General features: G+C 49.1%; 15 protein-coding genes. 8 read left to right on the top strand and 7 right to left on the bottom strand.

All coding sequences use genetic code 11. From position 1 onward, the window contains the following. Positions 1 to 127: 127 nt before the first annotated feature. The 8 genes from EZE20_RS20400 (at position 128) to EZE20_RS20365 (ending at position 10,855) form a co-directional block, all read left to right on the top strand. Positions 128 to 1,768: a TldD/PmbA family protein gene (locus EZE20_RS20400; RefSeq protein WP_132121210.1), complete on the top strand. Its 1,641-nt coding sequence runs from the start codon at positions 128 to 130 to the stop codon at positions 1,766 to 1,768. A gap of 6 nt (positions 1,769 to 1,774) precedes the next feature. Then, positions 1,775 to 3,112, top strand: coding sequence for a TldD/PmbA family protein (locus tag EZE20_RS20395; RefSeq protein WP_132121208.1), 1,338 nt, complete (start codon positions 1,775 to 1,777; stop codon positions 3,110 to 3,112). Positions 3,113 to 3,195: 83 nt separating this feature from the next. Beyond that, positions 3,196 to 3,813: a DUF4159 domain-containing protein gene (locus EZE20_RS20390; protein WP_132121206.1), complete on the top strand. Its 618-nt coding sequence runs from the start codon at positions 3,196 to 3,198 to the stop codon at positions 3,811 to 3,813. Between the two features lie 97 nt (positions 3,814 to 3,910). Next, on the top strand, positions 3,911 to 4,900 hold the full coding sequence (locus tag EZE20_RS20385) for an AAA family ATPase (protein WP_132121204.1): 990 nt from the start codon (positions 3,911 to 3,913) through the stop codon (positions 4,898 to 4,900). A gap of 36 nt (positions 4,901 to 4,936) precedes the next feature. Continuing rightward, the gene (locus tag EZE20_RS20380; RefSeq protein ID WP_132121202.1) at positions 4,937 to 5,803 is read left to right on the top strand and encodes a DUF58 domain-containing protein; all 867 of its coding nucleotides are present in this window, start codon (positions 4,937 to 4,939) and stop codon (positions 5,801 to 5,803) included. After that, on the top strand, positions 5,803 to 7,002 hold the full coding sequence (locus EZE20_RS20375; protein WP_132121200.1) for a BatA domain-containing protein: 1,200 nt from the start codon (positions 5,803 to 5,805) through the stop codon (positions 7,000 to 7,002). Before EZE20_RS20380 ends, EZE20_RS20375 begins: the two co-directional genes overlap by 1 nt. Continuing rightward, positions 6,999 to 9,194, top strand: coding sequence for a hypothetical protein (locus EZE20_RS20370; RefSeq protein ID WP_132121198.1), 2,196 nt, complete (start codon positions 6,999 to 7,001; stop codon positions 9,192 to 9,194). The genes EZE20_RS20375 and EZE20_RS20370 overlap by 4 nt, the downstream gene beginning before the upstream one ends. Next, positions 9,191 to 10,855: a hypothetical protein gene (locus tag EZE20_RS20365; RefSeq protein ID WP_132121196.1), complete on the top strand. Its 1,665-nt coding sequence runs from the start codon at positions 9,191 to 9,193 to the stop codon at positions 10,853 to 10,855. Before EZE20_RS20370 ends, EZE20_RS20365 begins: the two co-directional genes overlap by 4 nt. A 92-nt stretch (positions 10,856 to 10,947) precedes the next feature. Here the strand turns inward: EZE20_RS20365 and EZE20_RS20360 are convergent, their stop codons facing one another. From EZE20_RS20360 to EZE20_RS20330, 7 genes are all read right to left on the bottom strand, one after another. Further along, on the bottom strand, positions 10,948 to 11,409 hold the full coding sequence (locus EZE20_RS20360; protein WP_228713924.1) for a DUF6265 family protein: 462 nt from the start codon (positions 11,407 to 11,409) through the stop codon (positions 10,948 to 10,950). Positions 11,410 to 11,568: 159 nt separating this feature from the next. After that, positions 11,569 to 12,417, bottom strand: a complete 849-nt coding sequence (locus EZE20_RS20355) for an HIT family protein (protein ID WP_132121192.1) — start codon at positions 12,415 to 12,417, stop codon at positions 11,569 to 11,571. A gap of 3 nt (positions 12,418 to 12,420) precedes the next feature. Further along, positions 12,421 to 13,542, bottom strand: coding sequence for an HNH endonuclease domain-containing protein (locus tag EZE20_RS20350; RefSeq protein WP_132121190.1), 1,122 nt, complete (start codon positions 13,540 to 13,542; stop codon positions 12,421 to 12,423). A gap of 149 nt (positions 13,543 to 13,691) precedes the next feature. Next, entirely contained in the window at positions 13,692 to 17,147 is a 3,456-nt protein-coding gene (locus tag EZE20_RS20345; protein WP_132121188.1) for an efflux RND transporter permease subunit, read from the bottom strand. 107 nt (positions 17,148 to 17,254) lie between these two features. After that, positions 17,255 to 18,391 carry an efflux RND transporter periplasmic adaptor subunit gene (locus tag EZE20_RS20340; protein ID WP_132121186.1) on the bottom strand — a complete coding sequence of 379 codons (1,137 nt, stop codon included), beginning with the start codon at positions 18,389 to 18,391 and terminating at the stop codon, positions 17,255 to 17,257. A 172-nt stretch (positions 18,392 to 18,563) separates the two neighbouring features. Beyond that, a complete protein-coding gene (locus EZE20_RS20335; RefSeq protein ID WP_228713920.1) occupies positions 18,564 to 19,931 on the bottom strand; it encodes a TolC family protein in 1,368 nt (455 codons plus the stop codon). Next, positions 19,928 to 20,548: a TetR/AcrR family transcriptional regulator gene (locus EZE20_RS20330; protein WP_228713918.1), complete on the bottom strand. Its 621-nt coding sequence runs from the start codon at positions 20,546 to 20,548 to the stop codon at positions 19,928 to 19,930. The genes EZE20_RS20335 and EZE20_RS20330 overlap by 4 nt, the downstream gene beginning before the upstream one ends. Between the last annotated feature and the right edge of the window lie 155 nt (positions 20,549 to 20,703).

Raw genomic sequence — 20,703 nt, 5'->3', positions numbered from 1 at the left:
TGTTGGGAGGTGATTGTTTGCCTCCCAACGAATCTTTCTCTGTCTGAACTTCTTTCGGGCAGATTTTATTCCAAAAAATCAATCTCCTTTTTATCAAAATAAAACTTTAACCTAAAATATATAAGCCATGAATCGCAGAGATTTTATGCAACTGACTGGCCTTAGTGCAGGTGCTTTCATGCTTCCGGACATTCCGGTTTTTGGACGTAATGTAGCGCCTGAGGCTCTGCTTGATAACGCTATTGATGTAGCCACCAAAAAACGGCTTGCCGATGCAGCCCTCAACGCGGCCACGGCCAAAGGTGCCACCTACGCCGACATTCGGATTGGGCGGTATCTCAACCAATTTGTCATTACACGGGAAGATAAAGTTCAAAATCTGGTCAATACGGAATCTTATGGCGTGGGTGTGCGCGTCATTGCGGACGGTTGCTGGGGCTTTGCGGCCGTGGTAGATGCCAAAAGCGAAGCTCAAACAGCGAAGGCCGCCGAAGAAGCCGTGGCGATTGCGAAGGCCAATGCCAAGCTTATGAAAGAGCCCGTGATTCTGGCTCCGCAAAAAGGCTTTGGGGAAGTAAGCTGGAAGGCTCCTATTACCAAAAATGCCTTTGAAGTTCCTATCAAAGAAAAGGTAGACCTGCTGCTGACGGTAAACAGCGCAGCCATGAAAAACGGGGCCAATTACGTTAATTCCGTACTTTTTATGGTCAATGAGCAAAAGTACTTTGCCTCCACCGACGGCTCCTACATTGATCAGGACATTCACCGGATGTGGCCCAATTTTACGGTCACAGCGATTGATCCGCAGAGCGGTAAGTTTGCAACCCGCGACTCGCTGAGCTCGCCGATGGGCATGGGCTACGAATATTTGCAGGCCAATCCTACTGACAGCGTAAAGGGCATCACAACCCGATACAACATGGGTTATGACATGCTGGAAGACGTAACGGCTGCTGCACGTCAGGCCAAAGAAAAACTCTCGGCCAAATCGGTAGAGGCCGGCAAGTACGACCTCGTGCTGGATCCGTCGCACCTGTGGCTTACGATTCATGAGTCGGTGGGCCACCCGCTCGAACTGGACCGGGTGCTGGGCTATGAGGCCAATTTTGCCGGAACTTCCTTTGCTACGCTGGATAAATGGCAAAGCAAGAATTTTAACTATGGCAGCAAGGAAGTAACGCTTTTTGCCGACAAAACCCAACCCGGGTCGCTGGGAGCCGTAGGCTGGGATGACGAAGGCGTAAAAACCAAGCGTTGGGATTTGGTAAAAGACGGTACGCTGGTCAACTATCAGGCAATCCGCGATCAGGTACACATCATTGGCGAAAACGAATCGCAGGGCTGTTGCTACGCTGATAGTTGGGGCTCCGTACAGTTTCAGCGGATGGCCAATGTATCGCTGGCACCGGGCAAAACTCCGCTGTCGGTGGAGGATATGATCAAGGATGTCAAGAAAGGTATTTATATCATCGGCGACGGCTCGTTTTCGATTGATCAGCAGCGCTACAATTTTCAGTTTGGCGGTCAGCTTTTCTATGAAATTAAGGACGGTAAAATTGCCGGAATGCTCAAAGATGTTTCGTATCAGTCGAACACACAGGAATTCTGGAACTCGTGTGCACAGATTTGCGACGAGCGTGATTACCGCCTGGGCGGCTCGTTTTTTGACGGAAAAGGGCAGCCAAGTCAGTCGAGTGCCGTGTCGCACGGAAGCTCAACTACGCGTTTTAATGGGGTTAATGTGATTAATACAGGCAGAAAAATATAACAACTTATGGCCATCATTCTTACTGAAACTGAGGCTAAAACACTGCTTCAGAAAGTATTGAGTTATTCAAAAGCAGATGAATGCGAAGTAAATCTGCTGGGAGAGCAGCGCGGCAATATTCGCTATGCCCGCAACGAGGTGTCAACAAGCGGCGGCCAAATCAATCAGAACCTGACGGTACAGTCGGCATTTGGCAAGAAGGTAGGGGTAGCGTCTATTGATGAATTTGATGACGAATCGCTGCAAAAAGTGGTGCGACGCTCAGAAGAATTAGCGATGTTGGCTCCCGAAAACCCGGAGTACATGGGCGTACTCGAACCTCAAACCTACGGAAAATCCAACGGTTTTTTTGAGTCTACCGCCAATGTTACACCCGCTAAACGAGCTGACGCCGTGGCCCAAAGCCTGAGCCAAACCCGGGAGAAAAATCTGGTAGGCGCGGGGTTTCTGGAAGATTCGCGGGGGTATAATGCCATGATGAACTCCAAAGGGCTGTTTGCGTATTACCCAAGTACAAACGTTAATTTCTCTCTCACCGTCCGCACGCCCGACGGCAAAGGCTCCGGCTACGTGATTCGTGGGTTTAGTGATTTTAAAAAACTCAATACCCAAACAGCTACGCAAATTGCCGTTCAGAAATGCCTGGGCTCAGCGGAGGCCCGCGCGCTGGAACCTGGAAAATATACAGTCATTCTGGAACCGACCGCCGCTTCGGTACTGCTCGAAAATATCTTTTTCAGCCTGGATGCCCGTTCGGCAGACGAAGGGCGCTCGTTTTTGAGCAAGCCCGGCGGCAAAACCAAACTCGGCGAGAAAATTGTCGATGAGCGTGTTACGATTTATTCAGACCCGGCCAATCCTGAATTACCTGCCTCGCCCTGGTCGGGCGATGGCCGCGCGCAGGAAAAGACCAATTGGATCGAAAAAGGAGTGGTGAAAAACCTGGCGTACTCACGTTTCTGGGCGAAGAAAAAGGGCGTCAAAGCCACGCCTTTCCCCAACAACCTGATTATGGCCGGAGGGACTTCCAGCATGGAAGCGATGATTAAAAGCACGAAACGGGGGATTCTGGTAACGAAACTCTGGTACATTCGGTCGGTAGATCCGCAAACACTGCTATTGACCGGCCTCACCCGCGACGGTACGTTCTTTATTGAAGATGGCGTGATTAAATATCCGGTCAAAAACTTTCGTTTTAATGAAAGCCCCATCATCATGCTCAACAATCTGGAAGAACTCGGCATACCGGAGCGAACCGTGAGCACGGAGTCTGACCGCAACTACCTGATTCCGCCCATGAAAATCCGGGAGTTTACGTTTACCAGTCTTTCGGATGCTGTTTAATACAATCTAATTTTTTTACAAAAAAGCCCGGAGAAGCTTGTCTGTTTTGCTTTCTCAGCACTTTTTCGGGCTTTTTATCGCTCATGAAACCATTCTTTTTCACGCGCATACAGTACGCATCCGGCGATTGGGACACCGATCAGCGCATGCCTTCCAATATTTTACATTCGTTGGTAGAATACACCACCCTGCCCGTAGATGAAAAAGAAAAGACGGTTCAGCTGGGCAGCCCCGAAATTTTCAAAAGCCCTTTTTGTTATTTAAGCGGGCACAAGCTCGTGGAGTTCTCGGCGCAGGAACGCGATACCTTCCGAACCTACGTCAACAACGGTGGTTTTGTGTTTGTGGACGACTGCAATCATGACATCGACGGGCTGTTTGCCAAGTCGTTTGAGCAGGAAATGAGCCGCACTTTTGGTCCGCAGGCGTTGCAGAAAATCCCGAATAATCACCCGATTTACACCAACTTTTTCCAGTTTAAAGACGGTCCGCCTACCACGTCCTTCGAGCTCAACGGCTGGGGCGACGACCTCGTGCATGACTATCTCAAAGCCATCATTATCAATGGCCGCATTGGCCTGTTATACAGCAACAAAGACTATGGCTGTGAGTGGGATTATGATTTTAGAAATAAGCGTTGGCTGGCCGAAGACAATACGAAGTTTGGTGTTAATATTATTCTGTATGCTCTAACGGCCTGACAAATCTCACTGTGAGCGTATTTATGAAACGACTTTTTACTGAAAAATGAAGTTCGTTTTATTCTAATTAATCTCTTCTTACCAATTGCATTTACCTGTGGAAGCAACAACCGATTTAACTCATTATAAAGCACTTGTAGCCAAACTCCCGATTCTGCGGCAGGAAATTGGAAAAATGATTGTGGGGCAGCAGGAAGCAATTGGCGAAATCCTGATTGCGCTGCTAGCCGGCGGACATTGCCTGCTGGAAGGCGTGCCCGGACTCGCCAAAACGCTGATGGTAAAAACGATGTCTGAAACGCTGGACATGAGCTTCAAACGCATTCAATTTACGCCCGACCTCATGCCGGGTGATATTGTCGGAACGGAGATTCTGGAAGAAGATCATGAGTCGGGGCGAAAGTTTTTTAAGTTTAATAAAGGTCCGCTTTTTGCTCACATCGTACTGGCCGACGAGATCAACCGAACGCCTCCCAAAACGCAGGCGGCACTGCTGGAAGCAATGCAGGAAGGACGCGTGACCTACGCCGGTGCTGATTATGCCCTACCGAAGCCTTTTCTGATTATTGCAACCCAAAACCCCATCGAACAGGCCGGAACGTACCCTTTACCTGAGGCACAGCTTGACCGCTTTTTGCTTTACATCAAGCTCGACTACCCCTCGGAACTGGAAGAACTTAACGTGCTCAAAAGTACCACCGGAACCGCCAAACCCAGCCTGCAAACCATCCTGACTGACCGCGACATTCTGGATTTACAGCTCCTGACGCGGCAGGTACATATCAGCGATGAGCTGCTGGGCTATATTAATCGCCTCGTGCGGGCTACCCGTCCGCACGAAAGTCCGTCGGCCTTTGTGAAGCAATGGGGAGAATGGGGCGCCGGCCCCCGCGCAGGGCAGGCACTCGTGCTATGCGCCAAAGCCAATGCCGTGATACAAGGGCGATTTGCGGTACTGCCGGAAGATATTAAGACGCTGGCTTTCCCGATTTTGCGGCACCGACTGGCCCTGAATTTCAAAGCCGAAGCCGAAGGAATTACGACTGATCGGGTCATTGAGGAATTAGTAAAAGAAATAAAAATTTAACACAAAACTCCCTGACGAGCGTACAAAAAACGGCACATGGCTCACCTGGCAAACGATTTATTAAAACTCAACAACCTGCAATTGGCAGCAAAAATCGTCAGCGACGAGCTATGGCTGGGGATTCACGGCAGCCGAAGGTCTGGCGTAGGCACGGAGTTTGAACAATACCGACACTACGAGCCCGGCGACGACCCCAAGCGAATTGACTGGAAACTTTACGCCCGCACCGGGAAACATCAGGTGCGCGAGTCGGCGACGGAAAGTAATCTGCACATTCGGTTTGTGCTGGATCTTTCGGGCTCCATGAACTACGCCGAAGGCAACGTGTCGCGCCTGCAATACGCCCGAATTTTGCTGGCTTCGCTGGCCTATCTGGGCTATCGACAAAACGACTCGATGAGTTTGTATGGCTTGCAAAACGGCCGGGTTGAAACGTTGGCTGCATCGGGCAAACAATCTTTTCAAAAGATTTTGTACGGCCTTGAAAAAGCACAGGCCGCCGGAAGCTGGGACCGTCAGTCGGCTGCATTTCCTGAATTTTATACCCGGCAAAAGGAAGTAGTCGTGATGGCTTCTGACCTGCTTCAGGTGCAGGACGAGTGGATTCAACTCGTGAAGAGCATCGCCAATCCGCGCCGGGAAATTGTCATTTTTCAGCTTTTGGGAAAACAAGAGTTGAATTTTGAGTTGAAAGGATTTATTCGATTTAAAGATCTGGAAAGTGGTAAAGAACTGGAATTGAACGCCGAGGCCGTACGCGATACGTTTCAGCAGCAGGCGACGGACTATCTGCAACAGCTCGACGAAGCCCTGCGGATTCCGTACGTACACCTGATTCGGCTGAGCCTGAGCGACCCGATTGCCCCCGTAATCCGAACCTTTCTAGCCAAAAGAAAAGCCTGATGGAGTTTATAAATCCTGCGATGTGGTGGGCCGCAGCGGCCGTGGCTATTCCGATTGCCATTCATTTGTGGCATCAAAAAAAAGGGCAACTCATGCCGTGGGCGGCTACGCGTTGGCTGCTTGAAAAAAATCAAACGCCTCAGCGGGGCCTGCGGCTCGAAAAATGGCTTCTCCTGCTGCTTCGCTGCCTGCTCGTGCTGCTGCTCGCTATGATTTTGGCGGAGCCTTTCCTGAAAAAAAATGATTCATCGGCTACTTTACCCACGGTTCATCTGGTTCAGCCGGATGAATTTATTCTGGAAAACTACCGATTTGAACTCACCAAAGCACAGCAAGACGGCGACGAACTACGATGGCTGACACCCGAGGCGTCGACCATAAACGACGCTTTGACGCCCGACAACCCGAGCCGGGACGTACCGTCGTCGGTGCTGATTCAGGGATTACTCAATCAGTTAGCTGACAAGGCTGCGATCGTTCATGTGTACGTCCGCAACGAACGAAACAAAGCCCAACTGCCGGTTTTACAGGCCGCAGTTCCTGTGTTTATTCACGCACCCGTCGATACGCTGCATCGGGTCGTTCGGAATTTCCGGTTGGTGAAAAACAATCAAAAACTTCATATCAATGCCCGTCAGTTGCTCAGCAACGGGCCCTTGGATACCGGTCTTCGCCTCGCTGAAAATCCCGTGGCCGAGGGACCTTTACCCGTGCTGGTTTTGTTAAAAAACGAGACCGAACGCACCACGGTTGTTGCGGCGGTAAAGGCTTTTGCAGAGGTGTATGGGCTGGAACTTGTACTTGATTTTGCCCAAAAAGCATCACAGCCTTACTCCCTTGTGGTGTCTGATGAACCGCTTACCAATCCGAATCCAAATACTGTGTACGTGCTGACCGGGGAAACGCAGGAAACCTCATCACCGAACATAAATGTGGTGAAAGAGCCGCTTACGCCTCAAACTTCGACACTTGTGGCAAACGGACAACTACCCGAATGGCTGGGTCAAAAGCTACTGACACACTGGAAGCTGCGGGGCGATGCCCTGCCGTGGAGCCGGGGTGAACTTAGCCGACGGGTAAAGCAGCTCGCACCCGATCAGGCGCAGGCTTCGGCGGGCAATCTGCACACGCTGTTGCTGCTTTTATTCCTTGTATTCATTAGTCTGGAACGTAGTTTAGCCCTGACCAAATACGCATGAACCCACTGACTAAACTTGTACAATCTGTTCAAAAACAATTAGTTGTAAATGCTGCTTTAAAAACAGCACTACTGACCGCAGCTGCCTGTATCCTGACTTTTACAATTACCCAACAGCCTTTACTTCTAACGCTTGTCGCACTTGCAGCAACAGCGGCGGGAGTGCTGCTGACGGGAATGATCCGATCAAAAAAAGAGGAGGCAGTTCTTTTGTTGCATCAGAAAATACAGGGAACGGAGTACAGCCTGACGCTTCTGGAAAAAGAATCGCTCAACATCGCCGAGCAACTTCAACTCGAACGCCTCGGACAGCAATTGCACGGTCAGGAAACACCCCGACTGTTTTTGAGACAAAGTCTGCCTTACTTTCTGCTCGTCGCCGGAGCGCTGATCATTCATCTGCTTGCGCCTTTATTCAGCGCTCGGTCGTCTGATTCTCAGAATATATCCAACTTAGAAAAGCAACAAAAACCCACCCGAACGTGGCTGCCTCCTGCGTTACAATCGGCAGAGGTTCGGATTGAGCCGCCTGCCTACACGGGCCTTCCGGTACGTGAAACGGACGACCTGATGATTCGGGCGGTGAGTGGGTCGGTAGTGCAATGGCGCATTCAGTTAAAGAATCCGGAAGCTATTCGTTTACAATTGGTTGACAGCCGGGGGCAAGAGGTGGCTTTTCAGGAAAATAATGGGCTGTTTTCGTACAAAGATCGGGTCCGGCACTCCGGTATTTATTCGTTCAAAGGCTATTTCAAGGATTCGCTCGTGTATCAATCCGATTTTTATCGGCTCGAAGTTCTGCCTGATGCTCCGCCCCGCATCGTACCGGCAAGCAAAGAACTGTATCGGTACCACACGCGGCAGGACCCGACAAAAATCTCGGTTTCAGCGCGTATTTCGGACGATTTCAACGTGAAGCAAGCGTTCATTGTGGCCACAGTAGCGCGTGGCTCGGGCGAAAACGTGAAGTTTCGGGAGTTGCGCATTCCGCTGCATTCGGGCTCTTTCAAAGATGCCAACGTTTCCAAAACCCTGGATCTGAAAGCCTTGCAGTTTGCTCCCGGCGACGAGCTTTACTACTACTGGGCCGCACTCGACAACCGACAGCCGGAAGCCAATTTTACCAAATCTGACACCTACTTTATTGTCTTTCGGGATACCACGCAGCTGGAAGAAGCCGAACTTGCGGCAATGGCCGTCAACCGCATGCCGGAGTATTTCAGAAGTCAGCGGCAGATCATTATTGATACTGAAAAACTAATTGCCAAACGAAAAAAAATCCCCGCTGCTGAGTTTAACAGTACCTCCAACGAAATCGGTTTTGACCAAAAAGTACTCCGACTTCGCTATGGGCAGTTTATGGGCGAAGAATTTGAAACCAACATTGGCGGCGCTTCTCATGCGGCAGAAGGAGCACAACCTGCCGAAGGCGGCAATATCCTTGATGGATTTATGCACAAACACGACACCGAAGAAGAGCACGCCGCCCACGCCGAAGAACCGGATCATGACCACGGGCACGACCACGGCCCCGCCGCTGCCGATGCGCAGGACCCCTTGGCGGCCCTGATGGAACAGTACGTACACGCCCACGACGACGGCGAGGTCAATACTTTTTATGAGCAATCGACGCGTAGTTTGTTGAAAATGGCGCTGGAACAAATGTGGCAGTCGGAGTTGCATCTGCGGCTTTACGAACCCGAAAAAGCGCTGCCTTTTGAAAAGAAAGCCCTGGAATACCTTAAAACCGCACAACAAAAAGCGCGCTCGTATGTCAAAAAGAGTGGGTTTGATCCGCCTCCGCTGAAAGAAAAAGAAACCCGCCTGACGGGCGAACTCGACAAATTAAATGCCCGCTATGCGCAGCAACGCACCTACACGCAGGAACAACTTGCCCCCAAAGCCCGCCGCCTGTTGGGCTATCTTGAACTAAAAAAACTGTCGCCGTCGCAGCAGCGGGACGTGCAGGATGCAGGTGCGCTGATGGCCGGGCTGATTATCAACGGTAACCTGAAAAATTGGGCGGCGCTGACGGGGCTGCAAAAACTCGCCGCCGGACAACCACGAACCGCAAAGGAAGAGCAGCAGTTGCGCGCTTTTCTATGGTCCCTTACGCAGGCTTCGTCCCAAACTCCGGCCGCAGCTCGGGGCGAACAAAAACTTGAAGAAGCCTTTTGGCGCCGACTTTTATGATTTCATTTGATTTTACCTTTCACTCCTCCGATCCGCTTCATTGGCTGCTTTTGGTTGGCTTACTGGGTTTTCTGCCCGGTTTTGGCTGGCTCATTGGGCGTAACAAAACCCTCTCGCGTTCCCGAAAAACCGTTCGGATGCTGTTGCATCTGCTCCTGTGGCTCGTGTTGGTTCTGTTCATTTTGCAGCCCGTTTGGGTCAAAACCGCTGCTTCGTCCACAATTCTAGTGGTAGGAGAGGAAGTACCTGCGGCCGTGGCCTGGCAGTGGCAGGACAGCCTCGGCTCGCCGGAGCGTGTTTCGGCAGAGGAGTTTCTGACCGAAAAGCTCGCCCAACAGGCAGACTCCGTGGCGCTGTTGGGGCAGCATTTCCCGGCCAATTTTCTAGCTCAGCTCGTGAGCACATCCGTACGGTGGCACCCCTACGTTGCGGAAGATCAGCTGCGGGCTGTTCGGTGGCAGGGGGTGGTGAAACAGGGAGAAATGCAGGAGTTTTCGGGCGCAATTAGGTCGAGCAAAAAGCAATTGCTGGCGCTTCGCTTTGCCGGAAAAACCCTGGACAGCACCACGCTGGAAGCCGGAAACCAAACGTTTCGGCTACAATTTCCGGTGTTTTCGGAAGGCCGCAGCTTTGTAGAACTTTTTCTGGACGAATCGCCGATAGATACGCTTCGCTTTTTTGCGCAGGCAGCCCCCACGTTTTCGTTTCAGTTTATTCTCCAAACTCCTGATTTTGAAAGTCGTACGTTGGCCGATTGGCTGGGCCGTCAGGGACATACCGTATCCATTCAGACGACGCTTTCGCGCAATATTTTACAAACCACCGACCTAAACCGCTCCGCTGATACAAAACTCAGCCCTGATTTTATCCTGACCGATCCTGATAACATCACGAACCCGCAGGTAAAAAAAGCCCTTGGCAGCGGCAAAAGTGTGTGGGTGTTGGGGCTTAGTCCGGTGGAAGATGCCCTCGCACGCATCAACCGCGCATTGGGTGTGGGTTTTGCAGTCAGAAAAATCAGTACCGAAAACTCCGTTTCCCTTGCTCCTTCGCTTACGGCGCAGCCTTACTCGTTTGTGCCCGTAGCGGCACAGCTCCCGCATGGCGAATTTCCGGTAGCAATCTGGAAAAAACCGGGGAAGCTGATGGTTAGCCTGTTGAACGAAACGTTCCCGGTCAAGCTTAGTGGCGACAGCCTGTTTTATGATCGTATTTGGAGTTCCCTGCTGGCATTTGGACAGCCTGCACCCCGCAATCAGCTTCGGGCCGATGCGCCTGTTTTTAGCGGTTTGTCGAGTACGGTTCAGCTGAATAACTTTGCTGCCTTGCCTGAGTTCATCCAAATTGGTGGCGATTCGGCAGCTGTGGCACCGTCGCCGCTCAATGCCCAATCGGCTACCGTCGACTATCAGTTTGGCCCTTCCGGATGGGTATCTTTGGGCGACTCGGTCGAAGTCTACGTGCAGGACTCCACCACTACGGGCTACCAAACCGCCTGCCTGCAAGCTTACATGCAGGCGATGGAACAGCCGCTTGCGACGACCAACAACCTGCGGGAGGCGCGTCCGCTGCGTCGACAAAAAATCCCGGGTTTTGTGTGGCTGTTTCTGTTTTTGAGCTGTTTTACAGCTCTTTGGCTCGAACCTCGGGTTGGGAAATAGGTAGCATTCTACTTCTCTGCTAAAAACAAAAATCGCCGGAACCGATTGCTACGGTTCAGGCGATTTTTGTGTTACCGATTTCGCAGGAAAATTTAGGGAATTCGGTTGAAGACAAATAGATCTACAAATTTCCACTGTCCGTTTTCCTGTCGTCCGCGCTGAATCACAAGCTGATCCTTTTTCCGTAGCTCGTAAATAATCCGTACCGAAGCATCGTCTTTTTCAAACAGCGCTTCATTTTTTTTGGCCGATTGAAACGTATAGCGGTCAAATGCGTCTTTTTCCTCCACGCCAATCATGCCGGGCTTAAAGTGCTTCACCATTGCCACGGGCCCTTCGGCATTTTGCTCAAAAACGAACATTTCGTAGAGCGTTGCCTTTTCATCTTTCATCATCCGGATATACCCCACGATGTTGTTTCCGGCCGGGGCCGTCCATGCGGCTTCAATAGGCCCGCCGTTGTAGGTACCCAACCAACGGCCGTCCAGAAACTTGATGTCGTTGAGCGTACCTTTTTGGGCATGCGCCAGACCTGCGCTACACAGACAAACCATCAGGACAGCGGCAGAAAGTAGTTTTTTCAAATTTTTCATACAGGATTTAGATAAATGTAAAACGGCCGGCAAGTTAGTAAAAAGTGGGGAGTGGGGGGAAAAACGTTAAAGCTTCCTTTGTGTATGCAAAAGCAACAAAGTTTTGGAACCCTTGTAGCTTTATTTATTTAAAATATTCCTAACTCCTCCTTTTGGATTGGCACAATCACCTTTAAATCTTGGAATAAGATGTATCGTAGCATGATCAATCCGTTGTCCGGCATTTTTACCAATATTCATTCCAAAGGTAAAATCATTGGTATGGTACTGGCTTTTGAGCATTTGCTGTACAAAAGTAGAAAGCTGCACCAAATCTTTTTGCTCATCAAAAGTTAGTTCAAAGTAGTTGGCTACATGGCGTTTGGGAACTATGAGCGCATGACCTTTCGCAACCGGATAGCCATCCAAAACAGCGTAACTTAAAGGTGTTTCAGCCAACAAATGCAGGGCTGGATTAGGCTTACAAAAAGGGCATTTGGAATCTGCCTCAACAACTTTATTCCAATGTTGATATTCGTAAAATTCTGTATTCTCGTTGAGAAAAATAGATTTGTAAGGAAGCTTGACGTAACACTGATAAGTAGGCTTTCCATGAACCTGATGGGTACGAAAACCATCTTTTGAAATATCTCGCCGAACCGCAAAATAGGCTTTTCCGGACGGTTTCAACAGCTGTGAAATTTGCATCAAAACCCTGTTTTGCTCTTCCGGAAAAAGTACGTTCAGAACGTAGAAGCATAGAATGGTATCAAACTTTTCGGTCGGAAATTCAGGATAGTAGTACGGATCAAACCCTTTGGCGTCGAAACCTTTGATCAGAAGGTGGTTGACATCTTTCCCAAATCCACAGCCAAAATCAAGTACTTTGCCCTGTATGAGCTTGCGTTCGAGCAACATTCGGACGGGAAGAGAAGGAGTGCTGCGTTCTTTGGCTGTTAGATGTGAATTGGAATTTTGATGTTCATTCATTTTTCATTTGGTGAAGGAGGTGTCATAAATATAGGGATACGAAAAACCGAGGTTTCTAGCCGTTTGAAAATGAGGTAAAAGATGATTTTTCAAGATTGCACTAAATTGCTCTATCGACAATGTACGCAAATCCGTCTTGAAAATCTGGTCGTAATCTTCCAGCATTTTCATGGATTCTTTTTCTCTGTAAAATTGAACTGCACCGTATTGAAGGGTCGATAATCGTTCAAAATACAATTCAAAAGAAGGCAGGCAATTTCCTTTGGAGAAATTTATAGTTTTGGGTACCGGAATAATGTTCCAAAGCTGATCATGAGCCACATACGACCAGGGTAAAAAATGGTCGAGACTCAGGTTTTGGGAGGTGATAGGACGGTCAGAATAGATACAGGTCACGTCTGGATTTTCGGCCAGGTATCCTTTCCAGAACCGACTTGCGAGGTTCAAATCACGTTTTACTGGCTTTTCCAGCTTTTCGGTCAAGCCAATTACGTTGGGATTATTCTTTTGTATAAATTTTACCAGATGCCAAAAAATGAATCCACGCAAAATGCTAGAATGTTTCTGGAAATAGCTTACCCACAATGGATTAACCTGAATGCACTCCGCAGAAATACGGTACATGACTCGTCCCGGCTCGGTATCAAAAAGTTCATTGCTCAGCTTTTCAATTGCGCTGTTTACGTTTTGATCCGAAAGCCTTTGAGTTTCAGCCGAAAAGAAAGGACGAATGAATCGGAAAGGTACCCAACGGATCAGATTCTTGTTAATTTCCCGACCCAAATCCGTTACTTCCTCGGGCGAAAATTTTTGATTGATTTGGGCTAAAAGATTTGGAGCGTTAAGACGATTATCAATTTCTATTTTGGAAGAAATAAACGTTGCTACCTGTTTAAATCCATCCTGAGCGCCAAAGGATAGTTTGAAATAATCGAGCGGGTACCACACTCTGGACAGCATGCGAAGGGCAATCTCTTTTTTAGAAATAGTGAGCTGTGTACCATCTTCTTGCAAAATATCCAGAATGGCAAGAAACCAGTAAAATTTATACGAGTTGGTCGTGTTTTGAAAAACTCCCGCCAAAGATGAGACGTCTAATTTTTCATTTTCAGGTAAAGAAATCATGCACAAGGGATTACAGCAAAAGAAGCACAATATAAGAACCTTCTTACCATAACAAAACAGGAAATCTGCCTGCTTCGGATTTTTCGGGCAAAGAAAGAGCCGGGTCAGAAAACTCCGCCCGGCTCTTTGCCTTTAACCAAAAAACTACTCTACACTGTCTCTATTTCTAACGATTCGGGCTGAGATTTGGTATCTGTCTTTTTACGGAACCATTTCTCCCGCACGCGCTCGTTGACGTAGTACATACACGGCACAATCACGAGGGTCAGGACGGTAGAGAACGTCAGACCAAAAATGATAGTCCATGCCAGAATGTTCCAGAACACGGCGCTGTCGCCACCTATCATGATGTTCGGGTCAAAGTCACGGAACAAAGTCACGAAATCGACGGTAAGGCCAAAGGCGAGGGGAATCAGCCCGAGTACGGCAGCGGAGGCCGTCAGCAACACGGGGTTGAGACGAATGGCACCGCCTTCGATGATGGCTTCGCGCAGCGGATAGCCCCGCTCGCGTAGTTCGTCGATGAACTCAATGAGCAGAATCCCGTTTTTCACCACGATTCCGGCCAAAGCGATAATTCCTACGCCCGACATAATGACGGAGAACGTTTTATCAAAGATGATAAAGCCCAACAACACGCCAATGAGCGACAGCAGGATGGTGAAGAAGATAATGAACGGCTTCACCACGGAGTTGAACTGCGTGGCCAAAATGAGGTAAATCAGCAGAATTGCAGCTCCGAAAGCTCCTACAAGGAACGTCATGGATTCTTCCTGATCTTCCTGTTCGCCACCCATTTTGACGGTATAGCCGTTGGGTACTTCCATTTCGTTTACCAACACCTGAATCTGCGCTACAATTTCGTTGGCGTTGTAGCCGGGCAGTACATCCGAGCTCAGCGTCACGATCCGCTCCTGATCTTTGCGGTTGATCTGACTGAACGTGGTCGAGTAATTGATGTCGGCCACCGCCGAAATCGGAACCTGCCGCAGGGCACCGCCGGAGTTCATGTCGCGGTACACGATGTTGAGGCTCAGTAGCCGTTCAATCTGATCGCGGTCGTCTTTTTTCAGACGCACCATGATGGGGTATTCGTCCTCGGCATCTCTGAACTTAGAAATTTCAGTTCCGAACAGGGCCGTCCGAACGGCCAAAGCGATTTGCTGTGAGCTGATGCCTTCCCGCTGCGCTTTATCCCGGTCGATGTTGATAGTGATTTCGGGTTTGTTGGTCACGAGATCCGAGCGCAGCTGATCAATTCCCTGTATACCAGAATTCTGTACTTTTTGCAGTACTTGTTTTTCCAGGATTTGCAATTGGTCAAAATCATCGCCCGAAATTTCAACGGCAATTGGTTTTCCGGTGGGTGGTCCGGTGCTTTCGCGTTCTACGGAAATTTCCGCGCCGGGAATTCCCACGAGGGCATCCCGAACTTTTAGCAGCACTTCCTGCGTCGAGCGTCCGCCGCGTTCTTCGTTTTTGACAAAGGCTACGGTTACCTTCGACTTATGCGGCGTAGCCGCGCGGTCGGGGTTTGTTGGGTCGCCGGCGTTTTTGCCCACGTTGGAAATCACCGAATTGACCATGTCCATGGCTTTTTCTTTTTCCAAAACATCAAAAACTTTTTTCTCGATCACCTTCGTCACCGAATCCGTTACACGGGCATCGGTACCAATCGGCAGTTTGTTGTAGACGTACACATAGTCAGGATCGCCGCTCGGGAAGAAAATGACTTGTGGCTGAACGATACCCGTTAGCACGAAGGTAAAAATCAGTACGCCGACCATCAGCACAATCGCCCACACAGGACGCCATCCTTTGATAAGCCACGAGATCAGGTTACGGTAGCTATCGCGCAGGGCGGGCAGGAACCGATCCTGAAAAGGCACCAGGATTTTGGGCGTCAGGATGTAGTGGTTGAAGACAAACAACAGCAGAATAAACAGCAGGAAGTTGCCCACCCCGCGATCAATAAAATAGCCAATGAAGGCAGCTGCACCCAAAATAATGATTGGCCGACGAATGGTTTTGAAGCTCTTGGTTTCGTGCTTTTCTTTGGTTTCGTCGTGTCTTTTCATGAACGATACCGCAAAGACGGGGTTCATGACGTAGGCCACAAAGAGCGACGACATCAGCGTGAGGATGAGCGTCAGCGGTAAAAACTTCATAAACTCACCAACAATTCCTGGCCAAAATAACAGCGGGAAGAAGGGCGCAATCGTCGTGAGCGTACCGGAAAGTACAGGAACAAACACCTCGCCGGCGGCCGCCTTCACAGCCTGCTGAATGGTCCATTCTTTGTGTTGGTTAAACAAACGGTGGGTATTTTCAATAACCACGATGGCATCGTCTACCACGAGACCAATACCAAGCAGGAATGCAAAAAGAACGATGGTGTTCAGGGTAAAAGCCGTACCGACGATTGGCCCGATGATCGGCATCAGTACGAACGCTACCAAGGCCGACAACGGCACCGAAAGACCCACAAAGATAGCGTCGCCCACGCCCATAAAGAACATCAGGATGAGTACCACGAAGATAAAGCCCAATACCACAGTATTGACCAAATCATGTAGCTCGGCACGTGTCCGCTCCGACTGATCGGCTGTGATGCGGATGTCGAGTCCCTGAGGAAAGCGTGTTTCTTTATAGTCTTCAATTGTCGCTTCAATATTATCGGCGGCCTGCACGAGGTTGGCACCGGCACGCTTAATGACGTTGAGTGTAACTACCGATTTATTGTCGAGGCGGGCAAAATCCTGCTGCTCTTCAAAGCTATCCTGCACGTCGGCCACATCGCCCAAACGCAAAACGGCTCCGGTACTTGTCCGGATTCGCAGATCGGCAATTTGTCGCATTTCCGAAAACTCACCTTTGACGCGGAGCGTCCGGCGCACGCCATCCACGGGCAAATCCCCCCCGGAAACGTTTACGTTTTCACCTTGTACGGCGCTCTGAATATCATAGAAGGTAAGACCGGCCGCCTGCATCCGGGGCAGGTCTACATTAATCTGAATTTCGCGGTTGAGCGCGCCTACAATGTCCACACGGCTGATTTCGGGCATCCCTTCGATGGCATCCTGCAAATCTTCGGCGTATTCTTTGAGTTGTTTCAGCGAATAATTTCCGGCAATGTTAATGTTCATGATCGGAAACTCCGAGAAGTTTACGTCCTGCGCCGTAGGGCCGGAGTCGAGCTTTTGGGGCAGGTCGCGCTTAGCCTTGTCGAGGGCGTCGCGCACACGCTGCAAAGCGTCGGTTACGTCTACATCGGGGTTAAATTCTACGAGGATAACGGATACATCCTGCAAGGCATTGGATTTGATCCGCTTCACGCCCGAAATGGATTTGAGCTGTTTTTCAATCGGCTTATTGATCGTATTTTCCACATCTGCGGGTGCTGTTCCGAAATAAACGGTGTTGATATACACCTGCGGAATCTTGATGTCCGGAAACTGCTCTTTCGGCAACGTGGTGTATACGAGCCATCCGGCAAGCGTAATGATGAAGGTGAAAATATAGATCGTTGTCCTATTCTCTACACACCAATTGGTGAAGCTGAGCGTCTTGTGATCGTCTAGTTTATGATCGTCTGCTGCTTTCATAGGTTTGAATATTTGAATAATGAATGGGTGAGCAGGAGAGGGTTTGGGAAAAACGAAGTTCTCGGATGTCCCGTTACCCTCTTCCAGGTGTCATTCTATAAGTTGGTTCAGTAGCTTATCAGCTGTCCGTCGGCTACGTCCTGATACCCCTGCGTAATGAGCTGATCGCCGGTCTTCAATCCTTCCAGAATCTCCACTTTGCCGTTGTAGCTCAGGCCTGTTTTGATAGTTCTTGCCTGTGCTACCTTGCGGTCACCTTCGGCTGCGGCCACGTACACCACTTGTCCTTTTTCGTTGGTTTGTACCAGGTTTTGGTCAATCACGAGTGCATCCGAGCGGCTTGCATCGTTGATTTGTACCTGCGCCAGCATGTTCGGTTTGATTCCGCTGCTTGATGGCAGGTTGGCTTCAATCGTAAAAGTCCGGCTCAGCGGGTCAACGGTCGTACTTACGAAGGTGATGCGGGCGTTAAATTCTTTGTTAAGATCCGGAAATTTGATAATGACCTCATCGCCCTTGCGTACGCTTGCGGCGTAGCTATCGGCTACTTTGGCAACAACTTTCAGATTACCCAAATTGACCAAACGCACCACGGGCATTCCGGGCGAGGCCATTTCGCCTACACGCACATTGACCATATCGACAACGCCACTGATGGGTGCAGCAATGTTTGCCTGCGAAAGCTGCGTATTGAGCGTCGAAAGCTTCTTGTCAAGTGCTTCTTTGTTATTTTTTGCCTGCAAGTACTGAATCTCCGTTCCGATTTTCTGTTCCCAAAGCCGGGCCTGTTTTTCATACACCGTTTGGGCGAGTGTCATCTGATTTTTCAATTCTTCGATAGATTCCCGCAAAATGCTGTCGTCTACTCTTGCAATTGTAGCTCCCTGACGCACGTTATCCCCTTCTTTTACATACACGGCCGTTACCACTCCACCGGATTTCGGACTAACCATCACGCTGTTTTTGGCATCTACCGAGCCCTGTACTTCTACATAATGCTTGAAGTTTTGGGATAAAATCGGCGATACTACTACCGATTTGACGCGCTCCTGCTGCTGACTTGTGGTGTCGAGCTGCGCTACTTCGGCTTCCAGCGTTTTTATTTTTTGATTGAGCTCGCTTTGCTCACTTTTCAGCTTGGCCAACTCTTCCTGTTTGGCTGCCAAACCATCTTTGTTCTCTCCCGAGCAGGCTAACAGCAGGACGGTGGCGAATGCTACGACTACGATACTATTGGTTTTCATGATATAGGTGCTAAATCTAATTTTGAGTTTAATTAAGTAGTTATTGGTTTGCTATGTATAAAGTAATTATGCAAATTTTGATTAGATTACTTTCCAGAAACAATATAATCAATCTTCTGATAATCAATGAAATATGCAAGCTAACAGCTAATCGCTAAATGCTCATAGCTACTTAGTTTGTGCCGTCGATCAGGAGTTCGCCCCGGGCTTTGGTCAAATCTACCTTCGAAATCAGCACGTCATAGAGTGCGGCAAAGTAGTTGGTTTGGGCTTCTTTAAAGGACGATTCAGCATTGATTACCTCAATGTTTGAACCCACACCTTCCTGATATTTTATCTTTGACACACGTACCACTTCTTCGGCAAGCGTCACGTTGCGGCGTTGCGTTTCGAGCGTTTCGAGCGAATTGCGCAACGTAATGAAGCCCTGCTGTACCTGCAAGTCAATGGATTGTGAAAGCAGGTCGCGGCCCTGATTGACTTTATCGAGCGTTATTTCGGCCTGTTTCAATTTATAGTGTTTGGTTAATCCATCAAAAATCGGAATCTGAATATTCAGGCCAAGCACCGAGTTATTGAACCACTGCGTACTAAACAAATCGCCAAAGTTGTTGCGTCCGTTGTTGTGTCCGTACGACAAAAATCCCGAAGCCGTTGGCAGGTAACCTGCGCGGATATTCTTGATGTCGAGCCTGGCGAGTTCTCCCTGCGTATTCAAAATGGAATATTCTATACGCTTTTCATAGTCGACGCTTCCGCCTACTTCGGCTTGCAGCGTGGCGAGGTTTACGTCTTCGATGCGGTCAGTGAGCGTAACCGGCTCGGTCAGGGGCATACCCATCTGATATTTGAGAAGCGTGTAGCTGAGCTCGATCAGGTTATTTACTTTTTGCCGCTCGGTTTTCAGATTATTGAGCTGTACTTCCAGACGATCCACATCAATTTTTTCAACAAACCCGCTTTCATAGGTTGCGCGGGTATCCCGCATGAGGGTATCGAGCCGGCTAATGTTCAGATCCAGCACCTTGGCGCGCTCTTCGGCCACCTGCACGGAGTAGTAGGCTTTCGTAACCGCCTCAGCTACCATTACTTTCGACTGCACAACGTTCTTTTGCGCAAGCTCACGGTACGTAGAAGCAGCTTTCAGACCCACGAGATACGACCCGTTGAAAATCAGCTGATTGAGCGTTGCACCGGCATTGCCAGCGTACTTTACCCCAAACTGCGCAGCGATAGGAGGCGCATCGGGAGAGGCATTAGGATCTACAAACGTAGCAGGCAGAAAAACACGCTGAATAATCAGATTGTCATTAAAGCCAAGCTGAGCTGAAACCTGCGGCAGCCCGGCGGCGCGGATTTCGCCGATTCGAGCCTCAGCAGATATAGCGTCTAGTTCGGTTGTTTTGATATTAATATTCTTTCGAAGCGCGTACTGAACCGCTTCTTCGAGCGTAAAGGCATTTTGGGCCTGTGCCGACAAGGTCCCCAGGAGCAATGCCACTACCAGCAGCCCTTGGTGTATTTTGGTTACTCGTTTCATGGATGGTTTGATTCAATTACTGATTTTTCTATGTAGGTGTTGTAAAGTTTAAATCCTTCTTCGGTCAGAATGCCTCGTAAAAAATGATGGATAAACTGAATCTGCACGTCCATCATGCTGAACTTTTGGGGAGGGTAAATCGTCGTGTCAAAAGCCATTTCGATTTGTTCGAGCCGGAGCCGGGCGAGTATCTCCACGTCAATATCACGGCGATAGAGCCCCATTGTCTTGCCTTCTGTCAGATTTGCGCTGATCGTGTGCACAATGTGCTCGTACTTATGTTTCTGAAATAGTGTCCAGGCTTTGGGATGGTATTTTTTGAGGTCATGAAACAGCACAGGACTGATCGTTGCGAAATTGGCCCGCATGTATTCCGATGCTTTCATAACTTCTTCAATCGGATCACGTACTTCTGATTTCAGCCGCTCCATATCGCTTTTTTCACAATCCAGTTCTTTCTCAATCACCTCCTTCACAATCTCATCCTTATCAGCAAAATGCTGATAGATCGTCTTCTTGGAAATCCCCAGTTCTTTTGCGATGTCGTCCATCGTGATACTCTTGATTCCATAGCGCCAAAACAAGTCTACGGATGCTTTTAATATTCGTTCTTTCACAGGTGTAAAGTTGCAATTTTCTAATGCGAAGAACTACGGAAACTTTAAAAAGGTTCTTAGTTTTTATAAAAATTTCATGTGTCAGCAAGGAGAGACAATAGCTTTCATACTCATTCAAATCAAAACGTATTGCAAATCAGTAATTTATACCGACT

The organism is Arundinibacter roseus (genome assembly GCF_004348825.1).
In the GTDB taxonomy this organism is placed as follows: domain Bacteria; phylum Bacteroidota; class Bacteroidia; order Cytophagales; family Spirosomataceae; genus Arundinibacter; species Arundinibacter roseus.
The sequence above is the reverse complement of the archived record's forward strand: the minus strand, read 5'-3'. Positions and strand labels throughout refer to the sequence as shown.

What these genes read in the sequence shown, in the direction of transcription:
- EZE20_RS20340 (WP_132121186.1), bottom strand. Translation starts at nt 18,391, where the DNA reads ATGAAAACCAATAGTATCGTAGTCGTAGCATTCGCCACCGTCCTGCTG.
- EZE20_RS20395 (WP_132121208.1), top strand. Translation starts at nt 1,775, where the DNA reads ATGGCCATCATTCTTACTGAAACTGAGGCTAAAACACTGCTTCAGAAA.
- EZE20_RS20380 (WP_132121202.1), top strand. Translation starts at nt 4,937, where the DNA reads ATGGCTCACCTGGCAAACGATTTATTAAAACTCAACAACCTGCAATTG.
- EZE20_RS20360 (WP_228713924.1), bottom strand. Translation starts at nt 11,409, where the DNA reads ATGGTTTGTCTGTGTAGCGCAGGTCTGGCGCATGCCCAAAAAGGTACG.
- EZE20_RS20335 (WP_228713920.1), bottom strand. Translation starts at nt 19,931, where the DNA reads ATGAAACGAGTAACCAAAATACACCAAGGGCTGCTGGTAGTGGCATTG.
- EZE20_RS20375 (WP_132121200.1), top strand. Translation starts at nt 5,803, where the DNA reads ATGGAGTTTATAAATCCTGCGATGTGGTGGGCCGCAGCGGCCGTGGCT.
- EZE20_RS20350 (WP_132121190.1), bottom strand. Translation starts at nt 13,542, where the DNA reads ATGATTTCTTTACCTGAAAATGAAAAATTAGACGTCTCATCTTTGGCG.
- EZE20_RS20370 (WP_132121198.1), top strand. Translation starts at nt 6,999, where the DNA reads ATGAACCCACTGACTAAACTTGTACAATCTGTTCAAAAACAATTAGTT.
- EZE20_RS20400 (WP_132121210.1), top strand. Translation starts at nt 128, where the DNA reads ATGAATCGCAGAGATTTTATGCAACTGACTGGCCTTAGTGCAGGTGCT.
- EZE20_RS20390 (WP_132121206.1), top strand. Translation starts at nt 3,196, where the DNA reads ATGAAACCATTCTTTTTCACGCGCATACAGTACGCATCCGGCGATTGG.
- EZE20_RS20345 (WP_132121188.1), bottom strand. Translation starts at nt 17,147, where the DNA reads ATGAAAGCAGCAGACGATCATAAACTAGACGATCACAAGACGCTCAGC.
- EZE20_RS20365 (WP_132121196.1), top strand. Translation starts at nt 9,191, where the DNA reads ATGATTTCATTTGATTTTACCTTTCACTCCTCCGATCCGCTTCATTGG.
- EZE20_RS20355 (WP_132121192.1), bottom strand. Translation starts at nt 12,417, where the DNA reads ATGAATGAACATCAAAATTCCAATTCACATCTAACAGCCAAAGAACGC.